The following is a 25,765-nucleotide window of genomic DNA, read 5'->3' as shown; positions in this document are numbered from 1 at the left end:
CGTGACTAAAACTGAGGGTCCTGATGCACCCAGGGAGCTAGCCTTTCACTCTAGGACCCCTTGTAGATAGCCTTTCGGGCCTCTGCTGAGCCTTTGAATGGGCTATGAATCTCTGGGGGCAGGGGTAAAGGCTCATGTTCATATTATGGTGGACGCCACGTCATGAGGTGTTAACGATTACATCCCGGTTACCTTTGTGAAGGGTAACCGGGATGCTCAACGATACTTACCGCTTAGGCGTAGGCCTCAATAAATTTGATGAGGGTTGCAACGGAATGGCCTGTACCTTCCTTAGGTGTGTACCCATAGGGTGCTTCTTCATTGAAAGAAGGCCCAGCAAAATCGAGGTGGGCCCAAGGAATCTTGGCGCCATCTTTCTCACCCACGAATTCTTCAAGGAACTGGCCTGCAACAAGCATTCCGCCGTACCTGGAACCGATGTTCTGAAGGTCAGCAACGGGGGACTTGAGGGACTTTCGCAAATGCTCGGGCATGGGCATGGGCCAGTAGTCTTCGCCAGCGGCGCTAGCTGCTTCAACTACCTTGGCCCGGATATTATCGTGGCCCATAACTGCTGCGGTACGCACACCGAGAGCAATAAGCTGGGCGCCGGTTAGGGTGGCAATATCCAGAATGACGTCGGGCTCAGATTCAGATGCCAGGGCAAGGCCATCTGCCATGACCAAGCGTCCTTCGGCATCGGTGTTCATGACTTCAACGGTGTGGCCACTACGCATGGTCAGGACATCCTCGGGGCGGATCGAGTTGCCACCGGGCATGTTCTCGGCCAGACAGAGATAACCGCTGACTGCCACCGGAATGTTGAGTTCTGATGCGGCAGCAACCACGTTGAGGACTGTAGCTGCACCTGCCATATCTGATTTCATAGTGGTCATAGATGTGGGGGGCTTGAGGGAAATACCGCCGGTATCAAAAGTAATACCCTTGCCTACTATTGCTACGGTTTGAGTAGCGCCCTGTGGCACATATTTGACCTCAACCAGGCGAGGCTTGCGTTCTGAGCCCTGACCTACACCTGCGATTCCGCCAAAGCCTTCTGCTACCAGCTGGTCGTAGTCCCAGACCTTTGCGGTGACATTTTCCAGCCCTTCAATACGCTCTAAGGCTCGCTCAACGAAAGTTGCGGGGTAGAGGTGGGATGGGGGAGTATTCACCAGACGGCGGGTATGATCTACAGCTTCGCCTAGAATCAGGGCACGGGTGAGTGCCGGCTCGGCTTCTGCAGGGTCAAGATCGGTGACAATGGTGATGTCCTCTACCGGTGCCTTGACCAATTCTGCTGTTTTTGCTTTCAACTGAGCATCTGAAAAGGCTCCGTAGGCGGCACCTTCAGCCACGGCGGCAACTTCATCAGGGGTGGTGACGCCTAGGGCAAGGGCAACGTTCTCGTTGCCAGCTAGCTGGCGAACTGCAGAACCTGCGGCATAGCGGAGGCTGTTCAGCTTTTGAGCGAGCTGGTCGTTTTCTACCCCAAGCCCGATGAGAGCAACAAGGTCTGCTCCAGCTTCATCAAAACCGGGTAGGCGAACGAGTTCGTCCTGGCCCCCGGTCACCCCCAGGTCCTCAAGGATTGCTTCGAGACCCTCAGCGGTTTCTTCGCCAAGAGGGTTGGATGCAAGAACCGGGCCTTCCTCAGAGGAATAGACGCCGAGAACTAGAACATTTGCCTCGAGCCCATCAAGGTCGGTTGAGGAAACGGAAAATGACAAATCATGTGATTGGCTCACAGAATTCTCCTTTAGATATTGGGGTGAGAACATAGAGGCCGCGGGAAAAGCGACTTTTCTTGTGCTCCTTCAGTTAATAAGGGTAGGCAAAAAAACCGTCAATGTGTACCGTGGATAACATGCTGGAGGTACCGTGGAGCCGGCTAACAGCTCTGTCGGTTGGGGCGATTTGTGACATTTTTGTGAAATGCTGGTGTGGATGAGGAATATCTCTTCACCGACAACAGTTATTACTGCAAGATACACAGCCGGTATTAGAGAGGCTGGAGTACTATAGAGTCTCAACACAAGAATGGACCTTTAGGCGAAGGGGGCAGAGCATGAGACACGATGAGCGGCTATACATAGCCCACGCTGGAGTATTTGAGAACCAGCGCCTTAAAGGCCTCCCCCTGGTGGTTGCCCTATCACACCCTCAGGACGCCGGTGGAACAGCGGGGCACCTGGGCGAAGTCCTTCTGCACGAACTTGATTGCCTTCCCGTCATCGAGTTTGACGCTGACAGGCTCCACGACTACCGCTCCCGCAGACCTCGCATCACCTTTAAGAAGGACCACTATACCAACCCTGTTTTGCCCGAGCTCAAGCTCTATGTTGTAGAAGACCGGTTGGGTAAGCCATTCCTGCTGCTGACCGGGACCGAGCCTGATTTTCTCTGGCAGAGGTTTACCTCAAATATCGTTGACCTTGCTCAACGACTCGATGTTTCGGTCGCGCTATCTGTGACTGCATTCCCTATGCCGGTCCCTCACACACGCCCGATTCCTGTGACAGCCCATGGCTCACGCAAAGATTTGACTGCCGGCATATCCTCCTTCCAGCCTGAAGCTCTCGTCCCGGGTTCGGTGTCAAGTCTGCTCGAGGTAGCCTTGACCGAAGCCGGTATTGGTACAGCAGGCTTCTCTGTGAATGTTCCCCAGTACCTTTCTGAATCTGAGCTTCCCCAGACTGCTCTGGTCGCTATGGAACACCTTTCGCTTGCCGCCAAGCTGAGCCTGCCCTCCGACCGCTTGCGGGAGCTTTCACTTAATGTGCAGGGCCAGATTGATGAACAAGCAAGTGCTAACCCTGAAATTCAAATGATGATTCACCGCCTAGAAGAATCTTACGATGCCAACGCGTCCAGGGGTTTCAGCGCTTTACCTTTGTCTGAGCGAGCGGCCGGGCGCGTTCCGCCCCGGGATGAAATTGGCGCAGAAATCGAGGCCTACCTCGCGCAGCTGAGCAATGATTCTGGTCATGAACCAGGTCAAGGCCAGCTGGGGCCTCTCTAGGGAACTTATGTCAGGTACTGTGCGAGCTGTGGATTGCGATGTCCACGCTCTTAACAGGCGCGACATTGATCCATTCTTTTTCTGTGACTTCTTTATTTGTACATCGGGGCAGTGCAGGGGAAACCCTCGATGAGCTTTCCACAGACTGTTTAAGGCTTCTCCTGTGCCATATTTAACACTGACACTGGGGGCATGAACAGTTTTTCTCACATAAGCAGTTCCTCAGCCTTAACTTCTCGTATTCGGACTGAGAGAGACGTCGTTGCAACCTGTGTTCACCTTCTAGGGTATTGGCCTAAGGACTCCCTGGTTCTCATGGTTGCCGAAAGCTCAGGGGTCGGACCGCTGATAAGGGTCGATATGGCCGACCCGTTTGAAATGCCAGCGGAGGACTATTTAGATACTCTCTTCAGCTCTATTCCAAGGCTGAATGGTCTCAACGAGTGCCTTCAGAGGATCTTTGTTCTGATGTTCGGGGGCTTGCTTAGCACATGCCCAAGCACTCCTTTAACCCAGCCTGCTGGCCCGATAACTGGGAGTGATCAAGAATTATTTGAGCGAGCTATTTACTACCTAGAACCCATTCAGAGCACTGGCTCGAGGCATAATCTTGAGGTACTTGATGTCATCGCGGTGGGGCGAACCGTCTACTGGTCGGTCAACCCTGAAACCGGTGGCTTGGAGCCTGTAGGGTGGGCAAACGATATCTTTTCTAGCCCGGTCTATGCAGAACTTGTTTCACGAGGATCCCTTGTATCCAGTAGCTCGCATGAAGCTTTTAGCCTCAAAAAATGGAACCCGTTAGATACTCAGCATCCACACACAACAGAACTGTGGCTGGCCTCTGCAGAGGCTGCTGCTGTGCGGTATGTCGAGATGAAGCAAACCCTTAACCCGCTGGAGCCTTTTCAAGCAGAAGCAGAGCTGATGCTCTGGGATAGCCTGCTTGGAACTGTCGCTGATTCTGTCCGCTTAGAGAAAGAGAACAATCTACTTCCCTCCACTTTAGGCGATCGTATTCGAACAACGGTTCCGCCTGATGCAGCCGGCTATCTTGTAGCTTCGCTGACGAACTCAGCCACCTTGCATTACTTGGTCTACCTTGCCTGCACAGATCTATCGCACACTCTCGCAGCACTGGGTCTGATGGAGGGATATATTCAATTCTTTCTTGATGATGCAGGCAAGAGTAGCAGAAGGCTGTTACCCTCGGCGGAGACTCTGTCAGCCTTTGATCTTGAGAGAATAAGCCCTACCCTCAGCGCTCAAGGCATGCGTGAGCCTGCCGACAGCAACGAAGCCGGGGCCCATTTTGCCGGGGTGCTTTCAGGATCCCTTGAAAGGCCCCCTCATTGGTGCAGGCTAGAAGCTCTGGAGCGGCTGTGCGCCCTTTTCGAAAATATCGCTTGCCATAAGTGTGAATCTATGCTGATTGCGAGCCAAGCCTGGGTTAAATGGCTCCGGGGGAACTCGACAGAAGCCTCTTACCTTCTTGAAAGTGCAGATCAAAAATACCTGGAGTCTTCCCCGCTTCTTTTGAAGAGCCTGCTGGGCAGCAGCACTATTCCTATGTGGCTTACCCAGCCTGGGGGAGCACCCCCTGTTCGCTAATACAAGAAATCTGCTGGTAAGTATCGCGCCGCTTAGCTAGTAGGGCTAAAACATGTCATACTTGACTATTGACCCCGCTTGTAGTGTGGCCGCATGATTCAAGAAAATATATTGGAATAAAATCCAAAGGCATTCTGTTGAAGCTAGAGATATTTTTGTAAATCTACCGGACCTACTTGACAGGGTCTTAGGTGTTTTGACCGCGAACACCGCATCACACTCGCTACGGTCAACTAGCTCAGAAAGGTTTTCTGTGTCACCAGCCGCACGCAAGAAAGCAAGCAGCGACACCGCTGCAACCAAGGCCACCGCTAAAAAAACCTCTACTCGCGCCAAGGCAAAAAAGGCTGATGAGCAAGCAGAGGCCGTAGAAAATAACGAGGACGATGTTCTTGTTACCACCACGGCAAAGCCCAAAAAAACTGCAACTAAAAAAGCAACAACAAAAAAGGGCAAGAAGTCTGCTGACGATGATGACCTTGTCTTGGATGATGATATTGCCCTTGACGATGTCGCCCTCGGTGATGACCTCGACGAAGAGAACGACGAGGATGATACCGATTCAGTGACTAAAGAAGAGAAAAAGGTAGCGGAAGAAGTTGCTGCTAAGGGGTCCGGATTCGTTCTGACCAACAACGACGAAGACGATGCCCCGGCAATCCGTGTCGTAACACCCGGTGCTACAGCTGACCCGGTCAAGGACTACCTTAAGCAGATCGGTAAGGTCGCTCTGCTCAATGCAGAGCAAGAAGTTGATCTTGCCATGCGTATTGAAGCTGGTCTTTACGCTGAGCACAAGCTCAAAGAGAACCCCGATATGGACCCCCAGCTTAAGAAAGAACTGCGCTGGGTTATCCACGACGGACGTCGTGCCAAGAACCATCTTCTTGAGGCTAACCTCCGTCTCGTTGTTTCGCTGGCTAAGCGCTACACCGGGCGTGGCATGCTCTTCTTGGACCTCATCCAGGAAGGTAACTTGGGCCTGATTCGTGCGGTAGAGAAGTTTGACTACTCTAAGGGCTTTAAATTCTCGACTTACGCAACCTGGTGGATTCGTCAGGCTATTACTCGCGCTATGGCTGACCAGGCACGTACTATCCGGATCCCTGTACACATGGTTGAGGTCATCAATAAGCTCGCCCGTGTTCAGCGTCAGATGCTTCAGGACCTGGGCCGTGAGCCCAGCCCCGAAGAGCTTGCAACTGAGCTAGATATGACCCCCGAGAAAGTCATCGAGGTCCAGAAATACGGCCGTGAGCCTATCTCGCTTCACACCCCTCTGGGTGAAGACGGAGACTCGGAATTTGGTGACCTCATTGAGGACTCCGAAGCTGTGGTACCCGCCGATGCTGTTTCTTTTACCCTCTTGCAAGAGCAGCTACACTCTGTGCTTGATACCCTGTCAGAGCGCGAAGCTGGCGTTGTTGCTATGCGATTTGGCATGACTGATGGGCAGCCCAAAACCCTTGATGAGATTGGCAAGGTCTATGGTGTGACACGTGAGCGTATCCGCCAGATTGAGTCTAAGACCATGTCCAAGCTCCGCCACCCCTCCCGTTCACAGGTTTTGCGGGACTACCTCGACTAACACTCAGGCCTACTGAAAAGCCCTGGCACTCCAAGGAGTACCAGGGCTTTTGTTATAGGGGAAATATATTAGGCAATGAGCAGGGTACTAATCTTCCATTGTCCACGTTTCCGTTCCGCCCTGAGTGCAACTGCTCTTGTGCGGCAGCCATCGGTTACCAGGAGGCTAATCTCGTAAGCCTGTGGAGATACTTTCTGGACGATAACTCTCCGGGGGCGGATCAAAGCTGGAGCGCGGTGGGGTTCGATGGGAGGGTAGTCCTTAAGCTTTTGAGCTATTGCAGGCTGTATTCTGGAAAGATTCTGAGAGATGGTTCGGTAGCATCCTGCTGTCATCCACGGTGAAAGATGGTGTAGCGGACGCCTGCCCATGAACACTTCAACACAGGCTGTGCCGATGCGAACGCCTAATCGTTCAACGGCTGATTCTTCTTCACTGATGTAGGGAAGGTCTTGGGAGGGTGTAGCGGCTCTACCTTTCTCAAAGTAGTGAGCATAATTTTTTGCGTAATCGCTGGCCTCAAGCACAATGAATTGGGGTCGTTCACGATCTGGGAATGCTGTTTTCATGGTCTTACTCCTTAGCTGAGGGTTATCGGGGAAGTAGTATCTCTTGGCCTGGGAAGATATATGAGTCAAGGGTTGGAATCAGATTGCTGTTGAGGCCTTGTATCTCATGAACGCAGTGGAGAATTTCTGCTCCGCTTGCTGTCTTTGGCATATGGTTTTCTGCTATTGACCATAGCGAGTCACCCGGTTTGACCCTGTAGTGGCTAGAGCCAGCATTTGCCTTGCCGTTTTGTTCTGGTGGGGAGGTCTCAGTTTGCTGGCTGGTCGATGTCAATCCACCGAAGAGCGGTGAGATTGTTTGCCTGGAGTGACTACTGGCCAGGGTAACCGCCACAGGCTTTGGGGGTGTTGAAGAGGCAAACAGCGGTGTTATCGATGATGAAGGAGCGCCGTGCTCAGATGCTGAGTATGCGCCTTCCCCATATTCTTCTGGCATAGGTGGAATATTGTCCTGCCCTTCAGCGGAGATAATAGCTGGTGTGGTTTCAGCGGTTTGGCTAATACTGGTGCTTGAGTCATCGGCTGTTAAAGCCTGCGCCTGTTGGGGACCAGCGATGAGGCTGACGCTGAGTGAGCCACTGATGAGTACCTTAAGCGCTGAGGGTGCCCACCGAGGAAAGGAGGGGACTCGAGTGCTGATTCTCAAGTTAAAAAGTATGAGCCGGTAAATGTAGAGAAAATAGCTACTAGACCACCACAGAGCAATCAAGCCGCAGGCAAAAGTGCTCATCAAGGTTATGAATATCTGGGACCAGGTCTCTGCAGTAACTGCTTTTGCCGGTACCTCGGCCGCTTCTATAAATGTGAAAAACAGGTAGGAACCGGTCAGTGCCCCTGTCATCGAGAGTAGAGGTACCGCCGCTGCCAGCAGATGGCGAAAACCATAGGATCTCATCACTACACCCCAAATAGTGTCATTTGATGTCATTTGATGAATTATGATTTATCTTACTGATGTTTTATGTTCAGGCAAGAGTATTCGCAAATTTTTTCACTATATTTCTGTTATGCCCTGACTTCGGGATATCCTCGGTACATGAACAGCCTGGATCGTTTATTCCGAGACTTTGAAGTGCAGCTACAGGCACAAAGAGTGCGCGACTACGAGGCAGATGCGCGTGAACTGAGCATGATGGAGCGCTCAAAAGTTACCTGCGCAGATAGATTGGCTGCCCAGCTGGGGGTTGCCCTGTCTGTGCACGGTAGCACGGGAGATACGTGGCGAGGGCAACTCATCGGGCTTGGATTGGGGTGGATTCAGCTATCAACCGACACAGGTGATCTGATAATTCGCACTCAGGAAATTGTCTGGTGGGAAGGCGGCGATAATAAGTCCTATGTTGAGGCTGAATCTGTTTCTCGAAAACTAACAATCGGTTCAGCCTTGCGGGCTCTCGCTAAAGGGCATCGTGAGGTTATCGTGATACACAACGGATCTGCCGGTCTGACCACGGAGGGGCACATTTCAGCTGTGGGGGCAGATTACTGCGAGCTCTTTGCTACAAGGACTCAGGCATCAGGAAAGAAAGTCTCGTTTGTGCGGACTATTCCATTTACATCAATTGCGGCAGTGAGGGTAGCTGCTGGTAGCTAACCCTTTAGTGCAAGCTTTAGAGAAGCTGGTCCTCCTGGGCCGGTTGCCCGGAGCGTATTGACTCTTCCGTCATGGCATAGCGTTCCTTGATGTACTCTTCCAGCATTGATTTTTCAACTCGCCACTGGTTTCGCCCACCAATCTGAATTGCTTTAAGCTCCCCTGAGCGAACCAGCGCGCGAGTCTGACTAGGGGTGATGTTGAGAATCTCGCCTACATCGGTCAGGGTGAGAAAGCGTTGCTGAGCCATGGAAGAGAAACCTTTGCGCTAGGTGTCAACAGAATGATGTCTTTGATAAATTTTAGTGCATTTTGGGGTATCTAGGGGTGAAAAGCAAAGGCTGTGGAAAACATCTTATTTTCTGCGTAACTTTGAGGTAAAAACCCTCCTGAACTTTGTTTTATACCTCTGATTAGTAAAACTACTGTCATCAATAGATTTCGTACCTAGCTGACGGAGGTGGCCAGATGGCTCATGAACAGACCGCTCCGCGTTTTAAGAAACCTGGCTTGAGAGATCCCCGGCTACTTGTTGGTGTGCTCATCATAGTGCTTTCAATTCTAGCTACAGTAGGCCTTATCCGTGCTACCAACCAGACTGAACCTTACTATGCCGTGAGTAAAGACTTGGGCATAGGTGACCGGATTAGTAGGGAGAACGTGCAAGTCGTTCAAGTTCGGTTGGGCGATGCCGCACCTCAATATATTTCAGCTGAGCAAGATTTGGCTGAGGGGCTTGTCGCCACACGCCCTCTGAAAGCCGGTGAAATCCTTTCGCCCAATGCCGTCTCCTCTGAAGTCAGTGAGGGGCGGCGACTCGTGACCCTTTTGCTCGATCAGTACGCTGTATCTGGCTTTTCTGCAGGCGACAGAGTTGATATCTGGGTATCCCGCAAAGAAGAAGGCTCAAACTCTTTTGGTGATCCGGAACCTATTGTCGAGGGGGCTGAGATTCATTCTGTCACAGCCCAAGAATCAATTATCGGAGGCACCGGTCGCTCTGCCGTCGAAGTATGGGTCAATAACGAATATCTCTCGCAGGTGCTGGGAGCCTCAAACGATGGTTCTGTCATTAACCTGGTTCCTTCGGCCTATGAAAGCGGTCGCCAATGATGCAGATTCCGATTATCGTCGTAGCGGATGAGGGCGGCAGGTTTATCTCAGCCATCGAATCCCAGCGAGGCCACGTCAGTGTGGTGCGACACGTTCATGATATGGGCGAGATGCTGGGCATTGCACAAAGTGGAATAGCTCGCGCTGTCTTAGTCGTTACCCAGGCTCATGAGATGACCCAGTCCCTGATCAGCTCATTGCATCAGATGGAACTATCAGTGTGCATTGTTGCAGATACTCATGCGCCGCCCTCCCTAGATAATGTAACTATCGTTGACTCTCTGGCAGATACACAAGAAATAGTTGAAGCAATTGAGCGTTCTGTCAAAATCCTGCTGGAAGAAACCGAAACCCCACAAGCTGACTGCCCCCCTGAACAAGTCAGAGACTTGACCCAGGCACCAGGGGCACAGGCTCAGATAAGGGAGGAGGCGGGTAGCGAGAGCCTGCCAGGGAAGCTTCTCACCGTTTGGGGCCCGCTCGGTGCCCCAGGGACAACAATGCTTGCCACAAACCTGGCAGCAGCCTACGCAGAAGCTGGCTATAAGACCTGTCTTGTGGACGCCGATACCTACGGTGCCTCAGCCGGTGCAGTATTAGGGCTCACCGATGACTACTCCAGTCTCGCTCAGCTTTGCCACCAGGCAGAGAGAGGGCCCGTTAAAGAAAGGCATCTCAAGGAACTGGTCCAAACGGTCCGCCACAAAGATTCATACTTCGACATTGTTACCGGCATCAACAGGGCAGACCGGTGGGCTGAAATTAGAAGAACCAGCCTTGCTAAGGTCTACGAAACCCTCTTGCAGAAGTATGACTTGGTCATCGCCGATACAGCCTTTTGCCTGGAAGAAGACGAAGCGCTTTCATTCGATTCCATCGCTCCGCAACGCAACGAAGCAAGCCTAGTAAGCCTTCAAGACTCTGACGGAATTGTGTTGGTTGGCTTAGCAGATGTTGTGGGTGTACCCCGACTGATTAAGGCCTATGACCAGCTCATCCAAACTGTTCAACCAGAAAATCCTCAGGATATTTCTATCGTCTTCAACCGTGTTCGCTCAGAAGCCATAGGACCTTCTGCGCGCCTAGCGTTAGACCATTCATGGCAGCGATTTGGGCCAGCACACCCTATCGACCTTGTGATTTCTGAGGATGCTGGCACAGCCGATAAGGCCCGTCTTTCCGGCAAAACGATTCTTGAGGTTGCCCCGACTTCTCAGCTCGCCAAGGAGCTCCATAACCTGCAAGCAATTACACGGGCACGCCTGGGGCTTAAACCAGGGCCTAACCCTGACGAAAATGGGGGTTCCTCACAGAACGTGGTAGAAAAGAAGAGATTATCTTTTAGGTTCCCAAGCCGTTCGCGCTCCAGCTCGTAGGCTTTGACCCAAGCCAGGAGGCCACACAGCATGTCATTGACAGAAACCCTTGAACGGAGTGGTGCCTATGGGCCAGGTGATATTGAGTGGCTTCATCTGCTCACAAACGAGTGGCAAATCATCGCTGATACCGGTTACTGCGACCTCATGCTGTGGGTCCCCGATCCCGAGAGTATTGAAGGATTCTTTGCGCTCTCACAGTCTTTACCATCTGAAGCAAGCTTTGTTAGCCTCGCTCAAATCAGACCATCCACCACGCATACCGTCTTTCATTCAGATCTGGTAGGCAGATCCCTCCACAAGTCACTTTGTGAACGGGCAATAGCGAGCTGGAATAGCCAGACCCCCAAAACGCTAAACGATGAAAACAACCTGACCGATATTGTTCTTGAGACTGAGTTCATCCCACTGATTAGAAATAACCGCCCGGTGGCTTTGCTCTCTGTCCACAGGGAAAGCCTGGGTACCCGCAAACGCCAAAAAGCTGAGCGGGCCTATCGTGACGTATCGCACCATATACTCCAGATGGTGTCGCGAGGTGCCTGGCCGGAGTTCTCAGCCCCGGTCGGTACTGCACACGGTAACCCTCGAGTCAGCGATGGGCTCATGATGCTTGATACCGACGGGAGGGTAAGCTACGCATCACCTAACGCCCTCTCGATATACAAAAGACTCCAATTCTCGGGCGACATGATTGGTAAAAGCCTTCTAGAGGTTACTCGTTCGCTCTTACCAGCAGGAGAAAAAGCAGACGAAACCTTGCCTCTGGTTCTTACCGGCCGAATGCCCTGGCGGGCTGAAATTAAAGCGCACAGAAAAAATGTCAGTTTCAGGGCGATACCCCTTCGGCGCTTTTCACGGCTGGGAGAGGAACGTTATGGGGCGGTTCTGCTCTGCCGAGACGTCACCGAGCTAAGAAGCCGTGAGCTAGAGATGATGTCAAAGGACGCAACTATTCGAGAGATACATCATCGGGTAAAAAATAACCTCCAAACCGTCTCTGCATTGCTTCGTCTCCAAGCTCGTAGAATGACCAGCCAAGAAGCCAAAGAGGGGCTGGAGCAGGCTATGCGTCGCGTGGCAACTATTGCCCTCGTACACGAAGCCCTCTCTCAGGGGCTTACGCAAGACGTTGACTTCGATGATCTCATTGGTCGTCAATTCCGGCTGGCCGCTGAGCTGGCATCCCCCGGACAACAGGTAGAAACACTTGTCAAAGGGCCCTTTGGGCGGTTACCGAGCCAGATCGCAACTCCGCTTGCCTTGGTTATCAACGAAGTAGTAGCAAATGCCGTCGAGCATGGGCTGGCTGGAGAAACTGGAACGGTTACTTTGCGCTGCCAGCATCACTACAGCGATAACCAGGAGCACCGGCTAACTGTAACTGTCGCAGATACGGGTGCAGGTATCAGCGGCGCAAAGATTAGGGAACTTGAAGAAGGGGCCAGCACAACGGGGCTGGGAACACAGATTGTGAAGACTCTGGTATCTAGTGAGTTAAACGGTTCGATTCACTGGTCGTGCCTACCTGAGGGAGGGACACAGGTGACTATCACCGCTCTCATCTCCTAGCGGGCCAAAAAATTCAGGGGAAGCCGTCAAAGGCTTCCCCTGATAGGTTTTCTTGAGTGCCAGAACCGCTAAGATGCCCTGCGGGCCCGGGCGGCACGACGTTTCATGGCACGTCGTTCGTCTTCACTCATACCGCCCCAGACACCAGAATCCTGGCCAGTCTCGATAGCCCACTGCAAGCATGTATCCATGACAGTGCAGCTGCGACAGACGTTCTTGGCTTCTTCAATCTGAAGTAGAGCGGGCCCGGTATTTCCTACTGGGAAAAAGAGTTCGGGATCTTTCTCGAGACAAGCAGCACGGCTTCGCCAATCCATTAGCATGCTCTCCTACAGGGTGTACCGGAATATGCTGGTTGAACCACCAGCTACTAAACAATAAATTTGGCTCCTTAGGTTAAGGAGCCAAACGTGAACCTCAATAACTTTCCCACGATATAGACCGTCAGACAAGAGGTTGTTGGCGAAAATAACAGTGATGAGCTGAGGTAAATCTCACAGAGAGCTCTGAACTGGTGTTGCGGCGTGAGGGTAAACACTCCTGCCCGCCTATCCTAGATAGAAATAGTACTTACCAGATCAGCCATGAAAGTCTCACAGCATGAAACAGCTTCTTCACGGTGCACCTTTGAGCGTGAAAATTACCCTTGCAATATCGTTGGGACAGGTGATCTATTTTCTTGCTAGGACTGGGCTAGGAATTATGGATTCAGCAGATAGGGGAACCACGCTAGTTATCGCCGCTTTCTACCTAATGGTTACCTTAGCGCTGGCAGTAGGGGCATATGCTCTCCTACAGGGGCGCAGATTCGGGCAACCTCTCGTCCTGGTCTGGCAACTGTTTGCCTTTATTATCGGAATACAAACCGCTCTGGGCGGTCAGCTACTCATCGGGGCTGGGGCGGCTATCTTGAGCGGTGTGGTTATTCTTGCGGTATGCGCAAAATCCACCGTTGATTATGTGACTGTTACCCCTCGGTAAACGCAACTTGGACTGGGTAGCAGTCTGAGTACTCAATAATAACGGCTCTACCCGGTGGCACCTTTCCCATCGTTTTGAGGTCAAGAGGCAGGTCATGTCCAGGGTAGAAGCTAAGGTCTGTAGCGATTTCGGGTTGTAAAACGATGCCTGTGGCAGTGCCATTAAGGGCAGATAGGATGGGCGAACTACTCCATCGGGGCCAGGGCGTGTAGGCCACGAGTACCAGCTCAAAATCTTCCTTTCGTGAGAGTACGAGATGCTGGACATCGTGGCTAAGCTTGTCGATGTCATCCATGAGCAGTACTGGGCGTCTCTTGGAGTCCTCGAATCTATCGATGGTCTCCCTAAGAATGTCGACCTTGATGCTTGGTCCAGCGGGGATATACACCATGGGGTAGCTACGGTTGAGCGTAGCGAGGGCCTTGAGGCAGGTTGTCTTACCTGATCCCCGAGGACCGCTAATAGTCATGAAACCTCCTCGCGTCTCTGGTAGAGTGGCGACTTTTCCCCAACGATCCAGACCTATCGCAAGCCTCTTCCTGGGCTTATCGGTTTTGAGACTTATATCCGCGACAGTGCAAAGAGTTGGGAGCTGTTTCCAGCGGGAGGAAAGCCCGGTTGATAAAGCGACAGTATCCAACCTCTCCTTTCCACTTGGTGCCAGTGACCAGCACAGCGTCCCCGCTTCCACTTTCGGACCACCGTGTTGTTCAATAAGAGGCCCTTCAAGAGCAAACTGCCCTGCGGTTGGAAGGCTGTATGTTTTACTGGTGGAACGGGTAGGGTCATTTTTTACCGCAGATTGAGTAAAAGCGAGGTAGGGGAAGAGGGCTTGCCATTTTCCTCGAGGAACAGCAAGAGAAGTGCACAAGGTCAAAATCTGGTGATGTGCTGCCTGCTGCAGAATCTCAAGGAGATGAGATTCAGAGAGCGGGTAACGAATAAGACTCTCAAGAAAGCTATCCAACCCGTCAATAACGAGCAGGGTTCTGTGCGGGAAATTTTGGGCCATATCGGCCAAGATGAACCGAATAAACTCTAAATCTTGAAGCGAATAGATACTGATTGCCTCAGATGAGCCAAGGGCTGTACGCAGCTCCTGCGCACCTTGCTCAGAAGCAGTGCAACAGACTATGGCGTATCCTCTATCCGCCGCCTGGATCAAGGTGCTTTTCAGGTGTTCAGCCCGATCAATGGGGTTGCCCACCATCAGGAGAGGGCCGTCTTCTGAGGACCACCAGAACCGGCCTTGGTAACTGCTCTCTGGTATCTCGAAAGTTCCCAGGTCAACACCAAAAAGGTTTTGGTGATCGGTTTCTGGTGGTGTGGTCGGGGTAAGTTCGGGAAGCACCGGTGTATAGGCAGAAGAGCCATAGACCTGCTCTAGTTGTGCATTGAACTGACTCAAGTTTTGGTCTGATATGGGACAGGCTCCTGTGTATGCCCCCTTATTTTCTTCCAGCACAAAACTTGCTGAGCAGTGCGCTCTACTGTCAGGGCTGTAAAATCCGGTCAGCAACGGTGCTTGGAAGGCGATGAGCCTATTTTCCGAATCTTTTATGAAGCCCCTGCCAGGCTTACTGGCTGGCAAAGTAGCAGCATCATCAGACTCAAGAATGTTGTAAGAATCTTGACTGGAATTCACCCGGAGACAAAGAACCGTTGAGATATTAGTCCGGATGTCCTGTGAGATAGCGCCTTGAGGGCGTTGTGTTGCCAAGATGAGGTGATAACCCAGGGAACGTCCGATGGTGGCTATGCGCATTATTTCATTCATAATGTCGGGGAAACTGTCCACTAACATTCGAAATTCATCAATACACAGCATGACCTCCGGGAATTCTGGGTACTGCTTTTGCCCAAACCGTAAAGATTGATAGTCCTCGTATGAGCTCACGCCAAGAGAACGAAAAAGCTTCTCACGTTTTGTGAGGTCAGCTTTCAGGTATTTGAGGGACCGCTGGAGAGCCGCTGTTTCTAGATCTGAGATAAAAAGGCTGGTGTGGGGCAGATATGCGAGGGGCCCAAGACCGGCACCGCCTTTAAAATCTATCAAGACTAAAGACAAGCGTCGTGGGCTATTGCCAAGGGCTAAGGACCAGAGCATAGTACGGAGTAACTGAGACTTACCCGATCCCGTCGTTCCAGCGCAGAGAAAATGAGGCCCATGTCTTGTAAGGCCTAGCGCAATATCTTGGTGAGTATCGAGGTCTTGACCAACATACATGGATAAATCTTGGTCATGAGTCGGAAAGCTCTCAGGCAGATTTCTTTGACAGGCAGGGGGCGCAAAAAATGGTATCTCTGAGGTTGCGGAGTCAGCTGTCTGAGCGGACCGTGAGGCAGTAGTTCTACCAGTGGATTGGGAGAGAAGTGAGGTATAGGTTTCAGTAGAAATCCCGTCCAAAAATAGCTTGTCCCAGCCGGGCACTTGTAGGATTCGGGTGCTAGCTTGGGGCGTTAGAACAAATTGCATAAGACCGTCAGACGTATCAGGAACAGGAGTCGAACAGATAAGCAAACCATTCTGTAGCCCCGGCAGCTGATCCGAATCGATGAGCTGGACGTGTTCAAAGGTAACTAAGGGCTCAACCAAGCGGAGATATTCAGAGTTTTCTTGTCCTCTTATCAGAACATAGATCGGTAGGCCTGTCTTGATCAGCTGACATAGAGCCAAGCGTTGGGTTGCGGTAGGTAGCGACCCCGCTACATCACTGAGCTCTTGTGCAGAACATAGCCAGGGGGTGCTCGACAGGAGGGGAACAGCAGCTATATCCCGGTGTTTTCCTTGAATACGTGCTTTCCTGGTTCCTCTGCCCAGGGCGATACCTGAGCCTTGGGCTAGGTACCTGACGCCACGAAACTTTTGGATAGCTGCCTGCTCATTGGTGACCGCTTCGGCAACTAGCCGGCGAAACTTGCCGCTCTCTTTCCCCTGTGACAAGGCATGAATCACCATAAGGAGCGAAGAGCCGCAGGCCATCAGTAGAATAAACCAGAGTTTTGTGAACCAAGCAATGAGGCAACCTATTCCGATGGGCAGAACAGCCATGAGGACCAAGGCTAGTTTGGAACGGGGGGCAGGAACATCTAACTCGACTGCCTCCGGGTCCCGGAATAATAGGGGTTGCTTATCCCAGGGGTCTATCGAACAGATGCTGGAGCCCAGCTGAAACACTTCTCCGGGGTTTATTTTCTGTTCAAGGTGATCGGCTCGGTAGACGATACCGGTACTTTGAACCAAAAAATATCCCTCGATAGGGGAGAGCGCAGGATCTTGGATTCTCAGGAGCGGAGCCTGGCGACCTACTGGCCACTTCCCGCGTGTGAGAGGGAAAGCTGTTTGTGAATCTGGGCCGTGCAGAACCCTAAGCTCAAATAGAGGAGCTTCAGCATCTGGGGTAACTTCGCTCAAATTTGCATGGGGTGCTGTTGTCAGTATAGCTCGGTTGATCAAGGGCGGCTGGCCAGGGACCAGATCACGTATATCTTTACCCGCAATGAACCAGGTGGCTTGTTGAGAGCTCCCCCAAAGGGAGGCAAGGCCTCTGCGGCAATCTTCGCCAGTCACCTTCCCCTCGCAGTGCAAACGGATAACTCTGTATCTGTTTCCCTGAGGTTGCTGAACATGTAATAAAAGCTCCATGGCTCCGTATCAAACACCAGATTATGTGGCATGACAAGGAAAGAAAACAGAGAAACAACCCGCATCAATTGTTGTGACTCCCCGTGGCATAAAAAATTTTTTTTTGGAGCCAGCCATCACAGTCTCACAGCACATGTGGTGAGAATGGGGAATAATCACACAGACTTCCCAGCCTGTTTGTGAGCGAGACAGACCGCTATCCGGTAATTTTATAGGTGACTGTATTTACCCAATAATCGGGTTGGTACGACCAGTAGCTTCTACGCTGTAGTAGCAGAGCACGGTTCCACCGTCACCAGACGGTGCAGCCCCTAACAAGGAGTATGTAAGTGAACGCTGATCTTGTAGTCGTAGGCTCGGGTCTCTTCGGCCTGACCATCGCAGAGCAAGCTGCAACCGAACTCGGTCTTAAAGTAGCCCTGCTAGACCGGCGCCACCACATCGGTGGTAACGCCTATAGCGAGAACGAAGAACGTACCGGTATCGAGGTTCACCGCTACGGTGCCCACCTTTTCCATACCTCCAACGAGCGCGTATGGGAATACGTCAACCGATTTACTGGATTCACTAACTACACCCATCGTGTCTACACTAACCACAAGGGTATCGTCTACCCCATGCCCATCAACCTGGGTACTATCAACCAGTTCTTCAATGCAGCGTACTCGCCGGCAGAAGCTAAGGCCCTCATTCAGGAGCAGGCAGGCGAACTAGCAGGTACTGACCCCAAGAACCTCAACGATAAGGGCATCTCCCTGATTGGTCGCCCCCTCTACGAGGCATTCATCAAGCACTACACTGCAAAACAGTGGCAGACTGACCCAGCTGACCTTCCTGCCTCAATCATCTCCCGTCTACCGGTGCGGTATAACTACGACAACCGTTACTTCAACGATAAGTATGAGGGCCTGCCCGTAGACGGCTATACCGCCTGGCTCGAGCGCATGGCAGCTCACCCCAATATTGAGGTTCACCTCAATACTGACTTCTTTGAAGAAGGCCACGAATACTCACGTTCTAAGGTACTCGGCCAAGTACCCGTTATCTATACCGGCCCGGTCGACCGCTATTTTGACTATGCAGAGGGCAACCTCTCCTGGCGCACTATTGACCTCGAAGAAGAAGTGCTCGATATTGAGGACTTCCAGGGCTGTTCTGTGATGAACTACCCCGATGCAACCTATCCCTACACCCGTATCCACGAATTCCGCCACTTCCACCCCGAGCGTGATTACACCAAGGAAGCTACCGTCATCCACCGTGAATACTCACGTTTCGCTGAAAAGGGCGACGAACCCTACTACCCGATTAATACCAGCGCTGACCGTGATATGCTTCTGCGTTACCGTGAACTAGCTGGCGGCGAGCAGAACGTCCTCTTTGGCGGACGCCTGGGTACCTACAAGTACCTCGATATGCACATGGCAATCGGCGCAGCTCTCTCGATGTTTGATAATAAGCTACGCCCTCACTTTGAAAAGGGCGAAAAAATGGTTTCCGGCGGTATTGAGGCTTAAGGAGTAATGATGACTAAAGAAACTTTGCTAAATGTTGTTTTCCCCACAATCGAAAATAATGATACAATACCATTATATGTAGACTATGGTGGTGCTCAGTCGGATGCTGATACAAGTTTTCTTTATCAGCGCGAAACAGATTTTAAACAAGAGCTGAAAAATAAATCTCCACATGAAAATATTTCTATTGATTTCAAAAGCGGCGAAGTAGGTAACCCGACAAGTCGCTACTCGATTAAAATTAATCCAAATACTCGTACCTCGTTTGCTACATATTTTAATGCTTTCCCAGCATCTTATTGGAAGCGCTGGACAAAGATTAAAAATGTATGTTTAGATTTTTCTACAGATGGCGATGGCGTACTGTTTATCTACAAATCTAATGCATGGGGAAACGTTCAAACTGTAAAGTCGCTTCCCTTGCATGATGCGACAACTATGTCTGTACAACTACCCTTAGATGCCTTTGGCGATGGTGGGTGGTACTGGTTCGAGATCGTTGCTTCTTCTACTCCTGTTCAGCTAAATTATGCTCGTTGGACTACTGATACCGAACGGGTAAAGGCTGGCACAGTTACGCTTCAGATAACAACGATGAATAAAGTCAGTTACTGTCTATCAAATCTGAAATCTTTGGGCGAAAGTCCTGAGGTTTTGGAAGTATTGAAGGAAGTTCTGGTAGTAGATCAGGGCTCAGATAAAGTTCAGGATCACCCCGACTTTGAATCAATAGCATCGAAACTTCAAGGTAAATTGCGAATCATCAACCAGGCTAACTTGGGTGGTTCAGGGGGATTCGCGCGTGGGATGTTCGAAGCGGTTAAAAATGAATCCGACTATGTTCTGCTATTAGATGATGATGTCAAAATCGAGCCGGAGTCAATCCTCCGATCTATTAAATTTGGAGATTATTGTAAGAATCCCACTCTAGTCGGAGGTCATATGTTTGACCTTAACAACCGGACTGTTTTGCATACTTATGGTGAGAAGATTAATCCTTATCGTTTTTTCTGGGAGCCTGCTCACGACTCGCTAGTTCCTGGTTTCAATTTTTCATATAAGAACCTTAAAAATTCCCCCTGGCTCCACCGCCGTATTGATGTTGACTACAATGCATGGTGGATGTGCTTAATACCCACGAAGGTAATTAAGGAAATTGGCCTTTCGCTCCCTGTATTTATTAAATGGGATGATGCAGAGTACGGTTACCGTGCGAAGAAAGCTGGCTATAACACCGTTTCTTTACCAGGTGCCGCAGTTTGGCATGTTTCATGGGTTGATAAAGACGACCTAGTCGGTTGGCAAGCATATTTCCATGAGCGTAACAGACTGATTGCTGCCCTGTTGCATTCTCCCTACCGTAAGGGGGGGCGCCTTCTGAAAGAGTCTGTCTTTGCCGATTTTAGGCATCTTGTATCTATGCAGTACTCGACCCAGGAAGGGCGGATTAAGGCATTTCAGGATGTCTTAGCAGGTCCTGAACAACTTCACGATATTCTTGATGTAAGAATCAAGGAAATTAGGGAGATGCTTTCTAAATATTCCGAGACACAATTTGTTAAAGAAATTGATGATTTACCGCGGCCTCAGGAAACCAGGCCACCTCGTAAGGGTCGAGGCTTTGCCCCACCTAGCTACAGGTCTTTGTTGCCTTGGACCCTTAAGACGGTAATTAGACAGACAGTAGTGCCTGTAAACGCTGAACTGAGGGAGCGCCCTCAGGTTCATATTGCGCATCAGGATAATCGTTGGTGGAGAACATCGCAGTATGACTCCGCGATTGTATCGAATGCGGATGGGTCAGCAGTTTCATGGTACAAGAGGGACCCGGAGATGCTCCGACAAAAAATGCTGGAGGCAACTAAATTGCATGCCGCCCTTTATGCTAATTGGGACGAGCTCAGCAAAATATATCGTGCTAAGGCTAAAGATATTTCCTCTTACGAAGCTTGGGCTAAGACCTTTGAGAAGCATACGGAGTCTGAGCTGACCCGATGAACGCAGTAAAGACTACTTCCCTACTGCCCCCAGGGCGCGGTAGAGGACTACGCGATGTTTTCCACAACCGTTATCTGCTCAAACTCCTGGTTGATAAGGAGATTCAGGTTCGTTACCGTGGCTCCGTTCTCGGTATCCTGTGGTCATATATCAAACCCGGTGTACAGTTCGGTGTTTTCTATGTCGCCATGGGCCTTTTCCTGGGCCTTGAGCGCGGTATGCAGCACTACGCCATTTACCTCTTCTCCGGTATGGTTATCATCAACTTCTTTTCGGAGGGGTTTAGTAACGGGGCAAAAGCAATGGTGGTTAACGGGGCGCTGATCAAGAAGATTTACCTTCCGCGTGAACTCTTCTCAGTTTCAACGGTTTGGGTCGCGCTAATTCATTTCGTACCCCAAATTGTGGTACTTCTTGTTGCCTGTTTGTCTGCCGGTTGGAGCCCTGACCTTAAGCAGATTGGTGCCGCCTTGGTGGGAATCGCTATCATCATGCTGTTCTCGGCTGGCCTGGGTCTTATCTTTGGTGTTGCTAATGTGTTCTTCCGCGACTCAGAGAATATTGTGGATATGCTCCTGATGGTGGCGACCTGGTTCTCACCGGTGCTTTACTCCTGGACGATGGTCCGCGATACTCTCTATCCTTGGGTTATCAATGTGTATATGATGAACCCACTTACCGTCGCGGTTGAGTTGTTCCACTACGCCTTCTGGATTCCCACCTTATCGGCTGATGCCGCGCTACTGCCAACTTCCCAGATTCCCCCGCACCTGCTGACTTTCTGGGTTCCTATAGCACTTCTTATATCACTGGTTACCCTGTGGATTGGCGATACGCTTTTCCGTAAGCTCGAGGGTAATTTTGCCCAGGAGCTCTGATTCATGTGGATATAAGGAAATTTGATTTGCCACCGGTCGCTCCGGACGCACCCGTTGTCATTAGAGTTGATTCGCTGGTTAAGCGCTTTGTCTTAAGGCATACCCGCTCCATGAAGGAGGCCTTTATTTGGCTGATTAAGGGGCGCAAAGGGGACCTCAACGAGAAGTTTAATGCTCTCAACGGGGTTTCGCTGGAGGTCCGTGAGGGTGAGCGCATAGCTTTGCTGGGCTATAACGGTTCGGGTAAGTCGACTCTGCTCAAGCTGATCTCTGGGGTGATGCACCCCGATGAGGGTAGCATCTTGGCTGGGGGACGTATTGCTGGCCTGATTGAGGTAGGTGCTGGTTTCCACCCGGATCTGACCGGGCGAGATAACGTCTACCTGAACGCAGCTATCCTGGGCATGAGTAAGGAAGAGATTGAAGAGAAATTCGATCAGATTGTTGCTTTCTCAGAGATTGGTGACTTTATTGATACCGAGGTCAAGTTCTATTCTTCGGGTATGTATCTGCGCCTAGCTTTTGCTGTGGCTGTGCATACGGACCCTGAGATTTTCTTGGTTGATGAGATTCTTGCGGTGGGTGATGAGCCTTTCCAGAAGAAGTGTATTGCCAAGATTAAGGAGCTCAGTGCCGAGGGTAAGACCCTGGTGGTTGTCAGCCATGACCTTGATTTGGTGGCTAAGATTTGTGAGCGCGGTGTCGTGCTGGATCACGGTACTAAGGAGTTTGACGGCCCGATTGATCAGGCTATTGAGTTCATGAGAGCCAAGAACCAGTAGCTCGATTGCCCTGGTAAAGGTGCCCGCAGGATCTATGTCCGGCGGGCACCTTTCTGTGTTGTTACTAGTGAGTAACATATTGTGTGCCCAAATGTTACGTCACACACAAGGGAGGGCGCGGGCGGGAGGCCTGACTAGCTGAACCGCGAGTATCGCCTAGTCAGCTACTTCTTACAAATTTTAATTGCTTTCCTAGGACTGTGCCTGATGCGGGTTATCCACAGGTGAGCTGAGAAATGCTTTGGTTGTTTACACTAATCAACTGTATCTTGTTGATGAACGTAGCAACGAGTTGCAAGGAAGCGCAGGTGATGGCTCATGGGTCTCACAGAAGCCGAGCGTCTGATTGAGTCTGATGTGCGTGAGCTAATCCGCAAGAGCAGTATCGACCCGCTAGCCCAGCAGAATGAAGCGAAAGAGCTTATCTACAAGGCGCTGCGGTCTTATGAGCAACAGATGGTGCGTGGGCTGGTTCCCCGGATTGAAGGAACTGACCAGCTTGTTAATACCCTGTTTGACCGTGTCTGCGGTTTTGGTGAAATTCAGCAGTATCTTGATGATCCGTCCATTGAGGAGATTTGGATTAACTCACCGACTGAGGTCTTTGTAGCCCGTGCCGGCGAATCGGAGCTCACCGGGTTGATCCTCAGCGAAGAACAGATTAGGGCTTTGGTTGAGCGGATGCTTAAAACTTCTGGTCGCCGCCTAGACCTTAGTACTCCGTTTGTTGATAGCTCTTTACCAGATGGCTCCCGTTTGCATGTTGCTATTCCTGATGTCACCAGAAAACACTGGTCTATCAACATCCGGAAATTTATTGCCCGGGCGACTAGATTGACTGACCTGGTTAAGCTGGGGTCTTTGAGCTCTGACGCTGCTAAGTTTCTTGATGCGGCAGTTGCTAGCGGCCTTAATGTCCTGGTCTCTGGGGCTACCCAGTCTGGGAAAACGACCATGCTGAACTGCCTGGCTGCTTCGATTGGTATGCGCGAGCGCGTTATTACCTGTGAGGAAATCTTTGAGCTAAAGATTCCGCTACGCGATGTTGTGAATATGCAATGCCGCCAGCCAAACCTCGAAGGCCAAGGGGAGATTCCGCTCAGACGTTTGGTTAAGGAAGCACTGCGTATGCGACCTGATCGGCTGATTATTGGTGAAGTCCGTGAAGCCGAATCACTCGATATGCTCATAGCATTGAACTCAGGTCTACCGGGTCTGTGCACGATTCACGCAAATTCAGCACGCGATGCAATTACCAAGATGTGTACGTTACCTCTTCTTGCGGGGGAGAACATCTCAAGTTCCTTTGTCGTTCCGACCGTTGCATCCTGCTTTGACCTCGTTGTTCACTGTACCCGAGACCTGCATGGTAAAAGGCAGGTCCGGGAAATTATCGCAATTGGTAACCGTGTTGAGAACGGGGTTATCGAAACAACTACTCTGTTCAAACGTGATGGTGACAGACTGATATGCGTGGCCTCTGAGGTTCCTTCACCCGAGAAGTTCCACTATGCGGGTTTTGTGCCTGACCAGCTTCTTAACTTTGAGGAGGCAGACTGATGGGTGTTCTTCTCGGTATCTGCCTTGGGTTTGGCGGCTTGCTAACCTATATGTCGTTTTGGGATCTGCCGCCCAAAGCTAAAAAGCCTCGTCCAATCCCAGCTCTCGTGCAGCTCCTACGGCAGGCTGATCTTGAAAAGGTAACGGTGAGCATGTTCTACTCGCTCTCCACCTGTTCAGGATTTCTAGGTCTTGTTCTTATCTTTGCGCTCACCTCACTGATTCCCTTGTCTCTCTTGGCAGGGCTTGTGGGATTTTTTGCACCTCGCATGATGGTCAAGCACCGGGCAAATAAGCGCCAGGCCCAGCTCCGTGATCTCTGGCCCGACGCTGTGGATCATCTCCGGTCCGCTATTCGCGCCGGTATGTCACTACCAGATGCCCTTATGCAGCTTCAGTATCGAGGCCCAGAACCTTTGCGTCCAGCATTTGCTTCTTTTGCCTCTGACTATCGTGCAAGTGGTGAATTCCTGCCAGCTCTCAACCGTTTGAAAGACCGGCTGAGTGACCCAACAGCTGACAATATTATCGAGGCACTCAAAGTAACGCGTGAGGTGGGCGGTACCGACCTGGGTAGATTGCTTGGAACTTTATCTAGCTTCTTACGTGAGAATAGTAGGACGCGTTCTGAGCTTGAAGCTAGGCAATCGTGGACAATCAATGCGGCGCGTCTAGCCTGTGTTGCTCCGTGGGTGATTCTTTGTCTGATGGCAACCCAGCCCAGCACTATCCGTATCTATAACAGCTTTGCCGGTTTTGCGGTGCTGGGTGGGGGCCTGACTCTGACAGTTATTGCCTATCGCTTGATGATGAGGATTGGCGCTCTGCCTGAAGAAAAGAGGGTTCTACTATGAACTCCGCACTGCTTCTAGCTATGCTGCTCGCTACCGGAATGTGGCTTGTGTATTCAAGCGTTACTAGGCACCGAACTGAAGATTTTTCTGATCGTATTGCGCCACAACTTCGGGCTGCCGAGCTACGCAATAACCGGGGCTCTGAACCCTATGCGACATTACCTGAGGGGCTGTACGGTGCAAGCATGAGCTTGCTGGGGCCTTGGGTTGAGAAAGCCTATAAAGCTGTCGGCAGCTCAAGCTTTGACCTGGCCGGTCTTGAAAAGCGAATAGATCAGCTCGGGGGTGGCCTTACTATCGCTGAATACCGGGTTCAGCAGGTACTTTGGTGCCTTTCTGCTCTCATGATGGGCACATGTCTTGTGGCCTTGGGGGCAGCACAGGGGAAAATCGGACTTATCCCCGGTCTTATTCTTATTGCTTTGGCAGGGATGAGTGGCTATCTTGGCCGGGACTACTGGCTAAGTCAGCAAATTAAGAAAAGGGAAAAAGCGATGCTGGCCGAATTCCCAGCACTTGCTGAACTTATGGCCCTATCCGTTACTGCCGGTGAATCAGCACTAGGATCACTTGAAAGAGTGGTGAGGAGTTCCAACGGAGAACTTGCCCAGGAGTTTAAAGAGATTCTTGCCATGACTCGTACGGGGGAGCCTCTAGTCTCTGCACTACAAAACTTTTCTCAAAGAACCTCAGTAGCCGCTCTTGCCCGTTTTGTAGATGGGTTGGTTGTCGCTATCGAGAGAGGCACGCCGCTTGCCGATGTGCTGAGAGCCCAGGCTCAAGATGTCCGCGATAATGCCAAGCGGGAGCTCATGGAGACAGCTGGGAAAAAAGAAATCGGCATGATGGCCCCAGTTGTTTTCCTTATCCTCCCCCTCACTGTACTCTTTGCCATGTTCCCGGGGATATCACTCCTGAACCTTAATTTTTAGACCTTATCCACCAGTTGCCTATTAGGGCAGACCCATAGAGGAGAAACACTATGAAGAAGCTACTCACCGACACCTACATCAAGGCTCTGCTTGCAGTATTTGCGCCCCTTGACACCAAGGATGACACTGAACGCGGCGACGTTCCGGGCTGGGTCATGGTTACCATGATGAC

At 51.1% G+C, this 25,765-nt stretch carries 21 protein-coding genes; 15 read left to right on the top strand and 6 right to left on the bottom strand.

The features are described 5' to 3' along the window. Nucleotides 1-233: 233 nt before the first annotated feature. Nucleotides 234-1,748, bottom strand: a complete 1,515-nt coding sequence (locus tag ACN08Y_RS08880; RefSeq protein WP_419100095.1) for a leucyl aminopeptidase — start codon at nt 1,746-1,748, stop codon at nt 234-236. 320 nt (nt 1,749-2,068) lie between these two features. Between ACN08Y_RS08880 and ACN08Y_RS08875 the strand changes: the two genes are divergently transcribed. The 3 genes from ACN08Y_RS08875 (at nt 2,069) to ACN08Y_RS08865 (ending at nt 6,221) form a co-directional block, all read left to right on the top strand. After that, nucleotides 2,069-3,022, top strand: a complete 954-nt coding sequence (locus ACN08Y_RS08875) for a proteasome assembly chaperone family protein (protein ID WP_419112442.1) — start codon at nt 2,069-2,071, stop codon at nt 3,020-3,022. Nucleotides 3,023-3,214: 192 nt separating this feature from the next. Continuing rightward, on the top strand, nt 3,215-4,633 hold the full coding sequence (locus tag ACN08Y_RS08870; RefSeq protein WP_419112441.1) for a DUF4192 family protein: 1,419 nt from the start codon (nt 3,215-3,217) through the stop codon (nt 4,631-4,633). Between the two features lie 196 nt (nt 4,634-4,829). Beyond that, complete coding sequence (locus ACN08Y_RS08865; protein ID WP_419110622.1) at nt 4,830-6,221, top strand: RNA polymerase sigma factor; 1,392 nt, start codon at nt 4,830-4,832, stop codon at nt 6,219-6,221. 68 nt (nt 6,222-6,289) lie between these two features. On the opposite strand, the gene ACN08Y_RS08860 is transcribed toward ACN08Y_RS08865, so the two are convergent. Together ACN08Y_RS08860 and ACN08Y_RS08855 are read right to left on the bottom strand one after the other, a co-directional pair. After that, nucleotides 6,290-6,790, bottom strand: a complete 501-nt coding sequence (locus ACN08Y_RS08860) for an Rv3235 family protein (RefSeq protein ID WP_419100099.1) — start codon at nt 6,788-6,790, stop codon at nt 6,290-6,292. Between the two features lie 22 nt (nt 6,791-6,812). Further along, nucleotides 6,813-7,520 (bottom strand): LysM peptidoglycan-binding domain-containing protein, encoded by a 708-nt coding sequence (locus ACN08Y_RS08855; RefSeq protein ID WP_419112440.1) that lies wholly within the window; start codon nt 7,518-7,520, stop codon nt 6,813-6,815. A 306-nt stretch (nt 7,521-7,826) separates the two neighbouring features. Here ACN08Y_RS08855 and ACN08Y_RS08850 point away from each other — a divergent pair, with 306 nt between their 5' ends. Continuing rightward, on the top strand, nt 7,827-8,384 hold the full coding sequence (locus tag ACN08Y_RS08850; protein ID WP_419100101.1) for a hypothetical protein: 558 nt from the start codon (nt 7,827-7,829) through the stop codon (nt 8,382-8,384). Nucleotides 8,385-8,400: 16 nt separating this feature from the next. Here ACN08Y_RS08850 and ACN08Y_RS08845 read toward each other — a convergent pair whose 3' ends face one another. Then, a complete protein-coding gene (locus ACN08Y_RS08845) occupies nt 8,401-8,634 on the bottom strand; it encodes a helix-turn-helix domain-containing protein (RefSeq protein WP_419100102.1) in 234 nt (77 codons plus the stop codon). Between the two features lie 218 nt (nt 8,635-8,852). On the opposite strand from ACN08Y_RS08845, the gene ACN08Y_RS08840 reads away from it, so the two are divergent. From ACN08Y_RS08840 to ACN08Y_RS08830, 3 genes are read left to right on the top strand one after another with little or no spacing between them, the layout of a single operon-like run. Next, on the top strand, nt 8,853-9,497 hold the full coding sequence (locus ACN08Y_RS08840) for an SAF domain-containing protein (RefSeq protein WP_419100103.1): 645 nt from the start codon (nt 8,853-8,855) through the stop codon (nt 9,495-9,497). Beyond that, entirely contained in the window at nt 9,494-10,873 is a 1,380-nt protein-coding gene (locus ACN08Y_RS08835) for an AAA family ATPase (RefSeq protein WP_419112439.1), read from the top strand. Before ACN08Y_RS08840 ends, ACN08Y_RS08835 begins: the two co-directional genes overlap by 4 nt. Nucleotides 10,874-10,903: 30 nt before the next feature. After that, the gene (locus tag ACN08Y_RS08830; protein ID WP_419104278.1) at nt 10,904-12,445 is read left to right on the top strand and encodes a sensor histidine kinase; all 1,542 of its coding nucleotides are present in this window, start codon (nt 10,904-10,906) and stop codon (nt 12,443-12,445) included. 68 nt (nt 12,446-12,513) lie between these two features. On the opposite strand, the gene ACN08Y_RS08825 is transcribed toward ACN08Y_RS08830, so the two are convergent. Then, nucleotides 12,514-12,762: a WhiB family transcriptional regulator gene (locus ACN08Y_RS08825; RefSeq protein ID WP_135013289.1), complete on the bottom strand. Its 249-nt coding sequence runs from the start codon at nt 12,760-12,762 to the stop codon at nt 12,514-12,516. A 385-nt stretch (nt 12,763-13,147) separates the two neighbouring features. Here ACN08Y_RS08825 and ACN08Y_RS08820 point away from each other — a divergent pair, with 385 nt between their 5' ends. Then, nucleotides 13,148-13,426: a hypothetical protein gene (locus ACN08Y_RS08820; RefSeq protein WP_419104279.1), complete on the top strand. Its 279-nt coding sequence runs from the start codon at nt 13,148-13,150 to the stop codon at nt 13,424-13,426. Here the strand turns inward: ACN08Y_RS08820 and ACN08Y_RS08815 are convergent. Then, a complete protein-coding gene (locus tag ACN08Y_RS08815) occupies nt 13,413-16,670 on the bottom strand; it encodes an FtsK/SpoIIIE domain-containing protein (protein WP_419112438.1) in 3,258 nt (1,085 codons plus the stop codon). The two genes, ACN08Y_RS08820 and ACN08Y_RS08815, sit on opposite strands and share 14 nt — an antisense overlap. A 731-nt stretch (nt 16,671-17,401) precedes the next feature. On the opposite strand from ACN08Y_RS08815, the gene glf reads away from it, so the two are divergent. The 7 genes from glf to ACN08Y_RS08780 all read left to right on the top strand — a co-directional run bounded on the left by glf (nt 17,402) and on the right by ACN08Y_RS08780 (nt 25,593). Continuing rightward, complete coding sequence (gene glf, locus ACN08Y_RS08810; protein ID WP_419104281.1) at nt 17,402-18,589, top strand: UDP-galactopyranose mutase; 1,188 nt, start codon at nt 17,402-17,404, stop codon at nt 18,587-18,589. 9 nt (nt 18,590-18,598) lie between these two features. Then, the gene (locus ACN08Y_RS08805) at nt 18,599-20,587 is read left to right on the top strand and encodes a glycosyltransferase (RefSeq protein WP_419112437.1); all 1,989 of its coding nucleotides are present in this window, start codon (nt 18,599-18,601) and stop codon (nt 20,585-20,587) included. Beyond that, a complete protein-coding gene (locus ACN08Y_RS08800) occupies nt 20,584-21,465 on the top strand; it encodes an ABC transporter permease (RefSeq protein ID WP_419104283.1) in 882 nt (293 codons plus the stop codon). Before ACN08Y_RS08805 ends, ACN08Y_RS08800 begins: the two co-directional genes overlap by 4 nt. A 26-nt stretch (nt 21,466-21,491) precedes the next feature. Continuing rightward, nucleotides 21,492-22,247: an ABC transporter ATP-binding protein gene (locus tag ACN08Y_RS08795; RefSeq protein ID WP_419112436.1), complete on the top strand. Its 756-nt coding sequence runs from the start codon at nt 21,492-21,494 to the stop codon at nt 22,245-22,247. A gap of 318 nt (nt 22,248-22,565) precedes the next feature. Next, a complete protein-coding gene (locus tag ACN08Y_RS08790) occupies nt 22,566-23,807 on the top strand; it encodes a CpaF family protein (protein WP_419112435.1) in 1,242 nt (413 codons plus the stop codon). Beyond that, nucleotides 23,807-24,661, top strand: a complete 855-nt coding sequence (locus tag ACN08Y_RS08785; RefSeq protein WP_419112434.1) for a type II secretion system F family protein — start codon at nt 23,807-23,809, stop codon at nt 24,659-24,661. The genes ACN08Y_RS08790 and ACN08Y_RS08785 overlap by 1 nt, the downstream gene beginning before the upstream one ends. After that, on the top strand, nt 24,658-25,593 hold the full coding sequence (locus ACN08Y_RS08780) for a type II secretion system F family protein (protein WP_419110610.1): 936 nt from the start codon (nt 24,658-24,660) through the stop codon (nt 25,591-25,593). The genes ACN08Y_RS08785 and ACN08Y_RS08780 overlap by 4 nt, the downstream gene beginning before the upstream one ends. Nucleotides 25,594-25,765 lie beyond the last annotated feature (172 nt).

The sequence above is a fragment of the Rothia sp. P5764 genome (assembly GCF_048512965.1).
Lineage (GTDB): Bacteria > Actinomycetota > Actinomycetes > Actinomycetales > Micrococcaceae > Rothia.
This window is presented reverse-complemented; position numbering and strand designations above follow the sequence as displayed.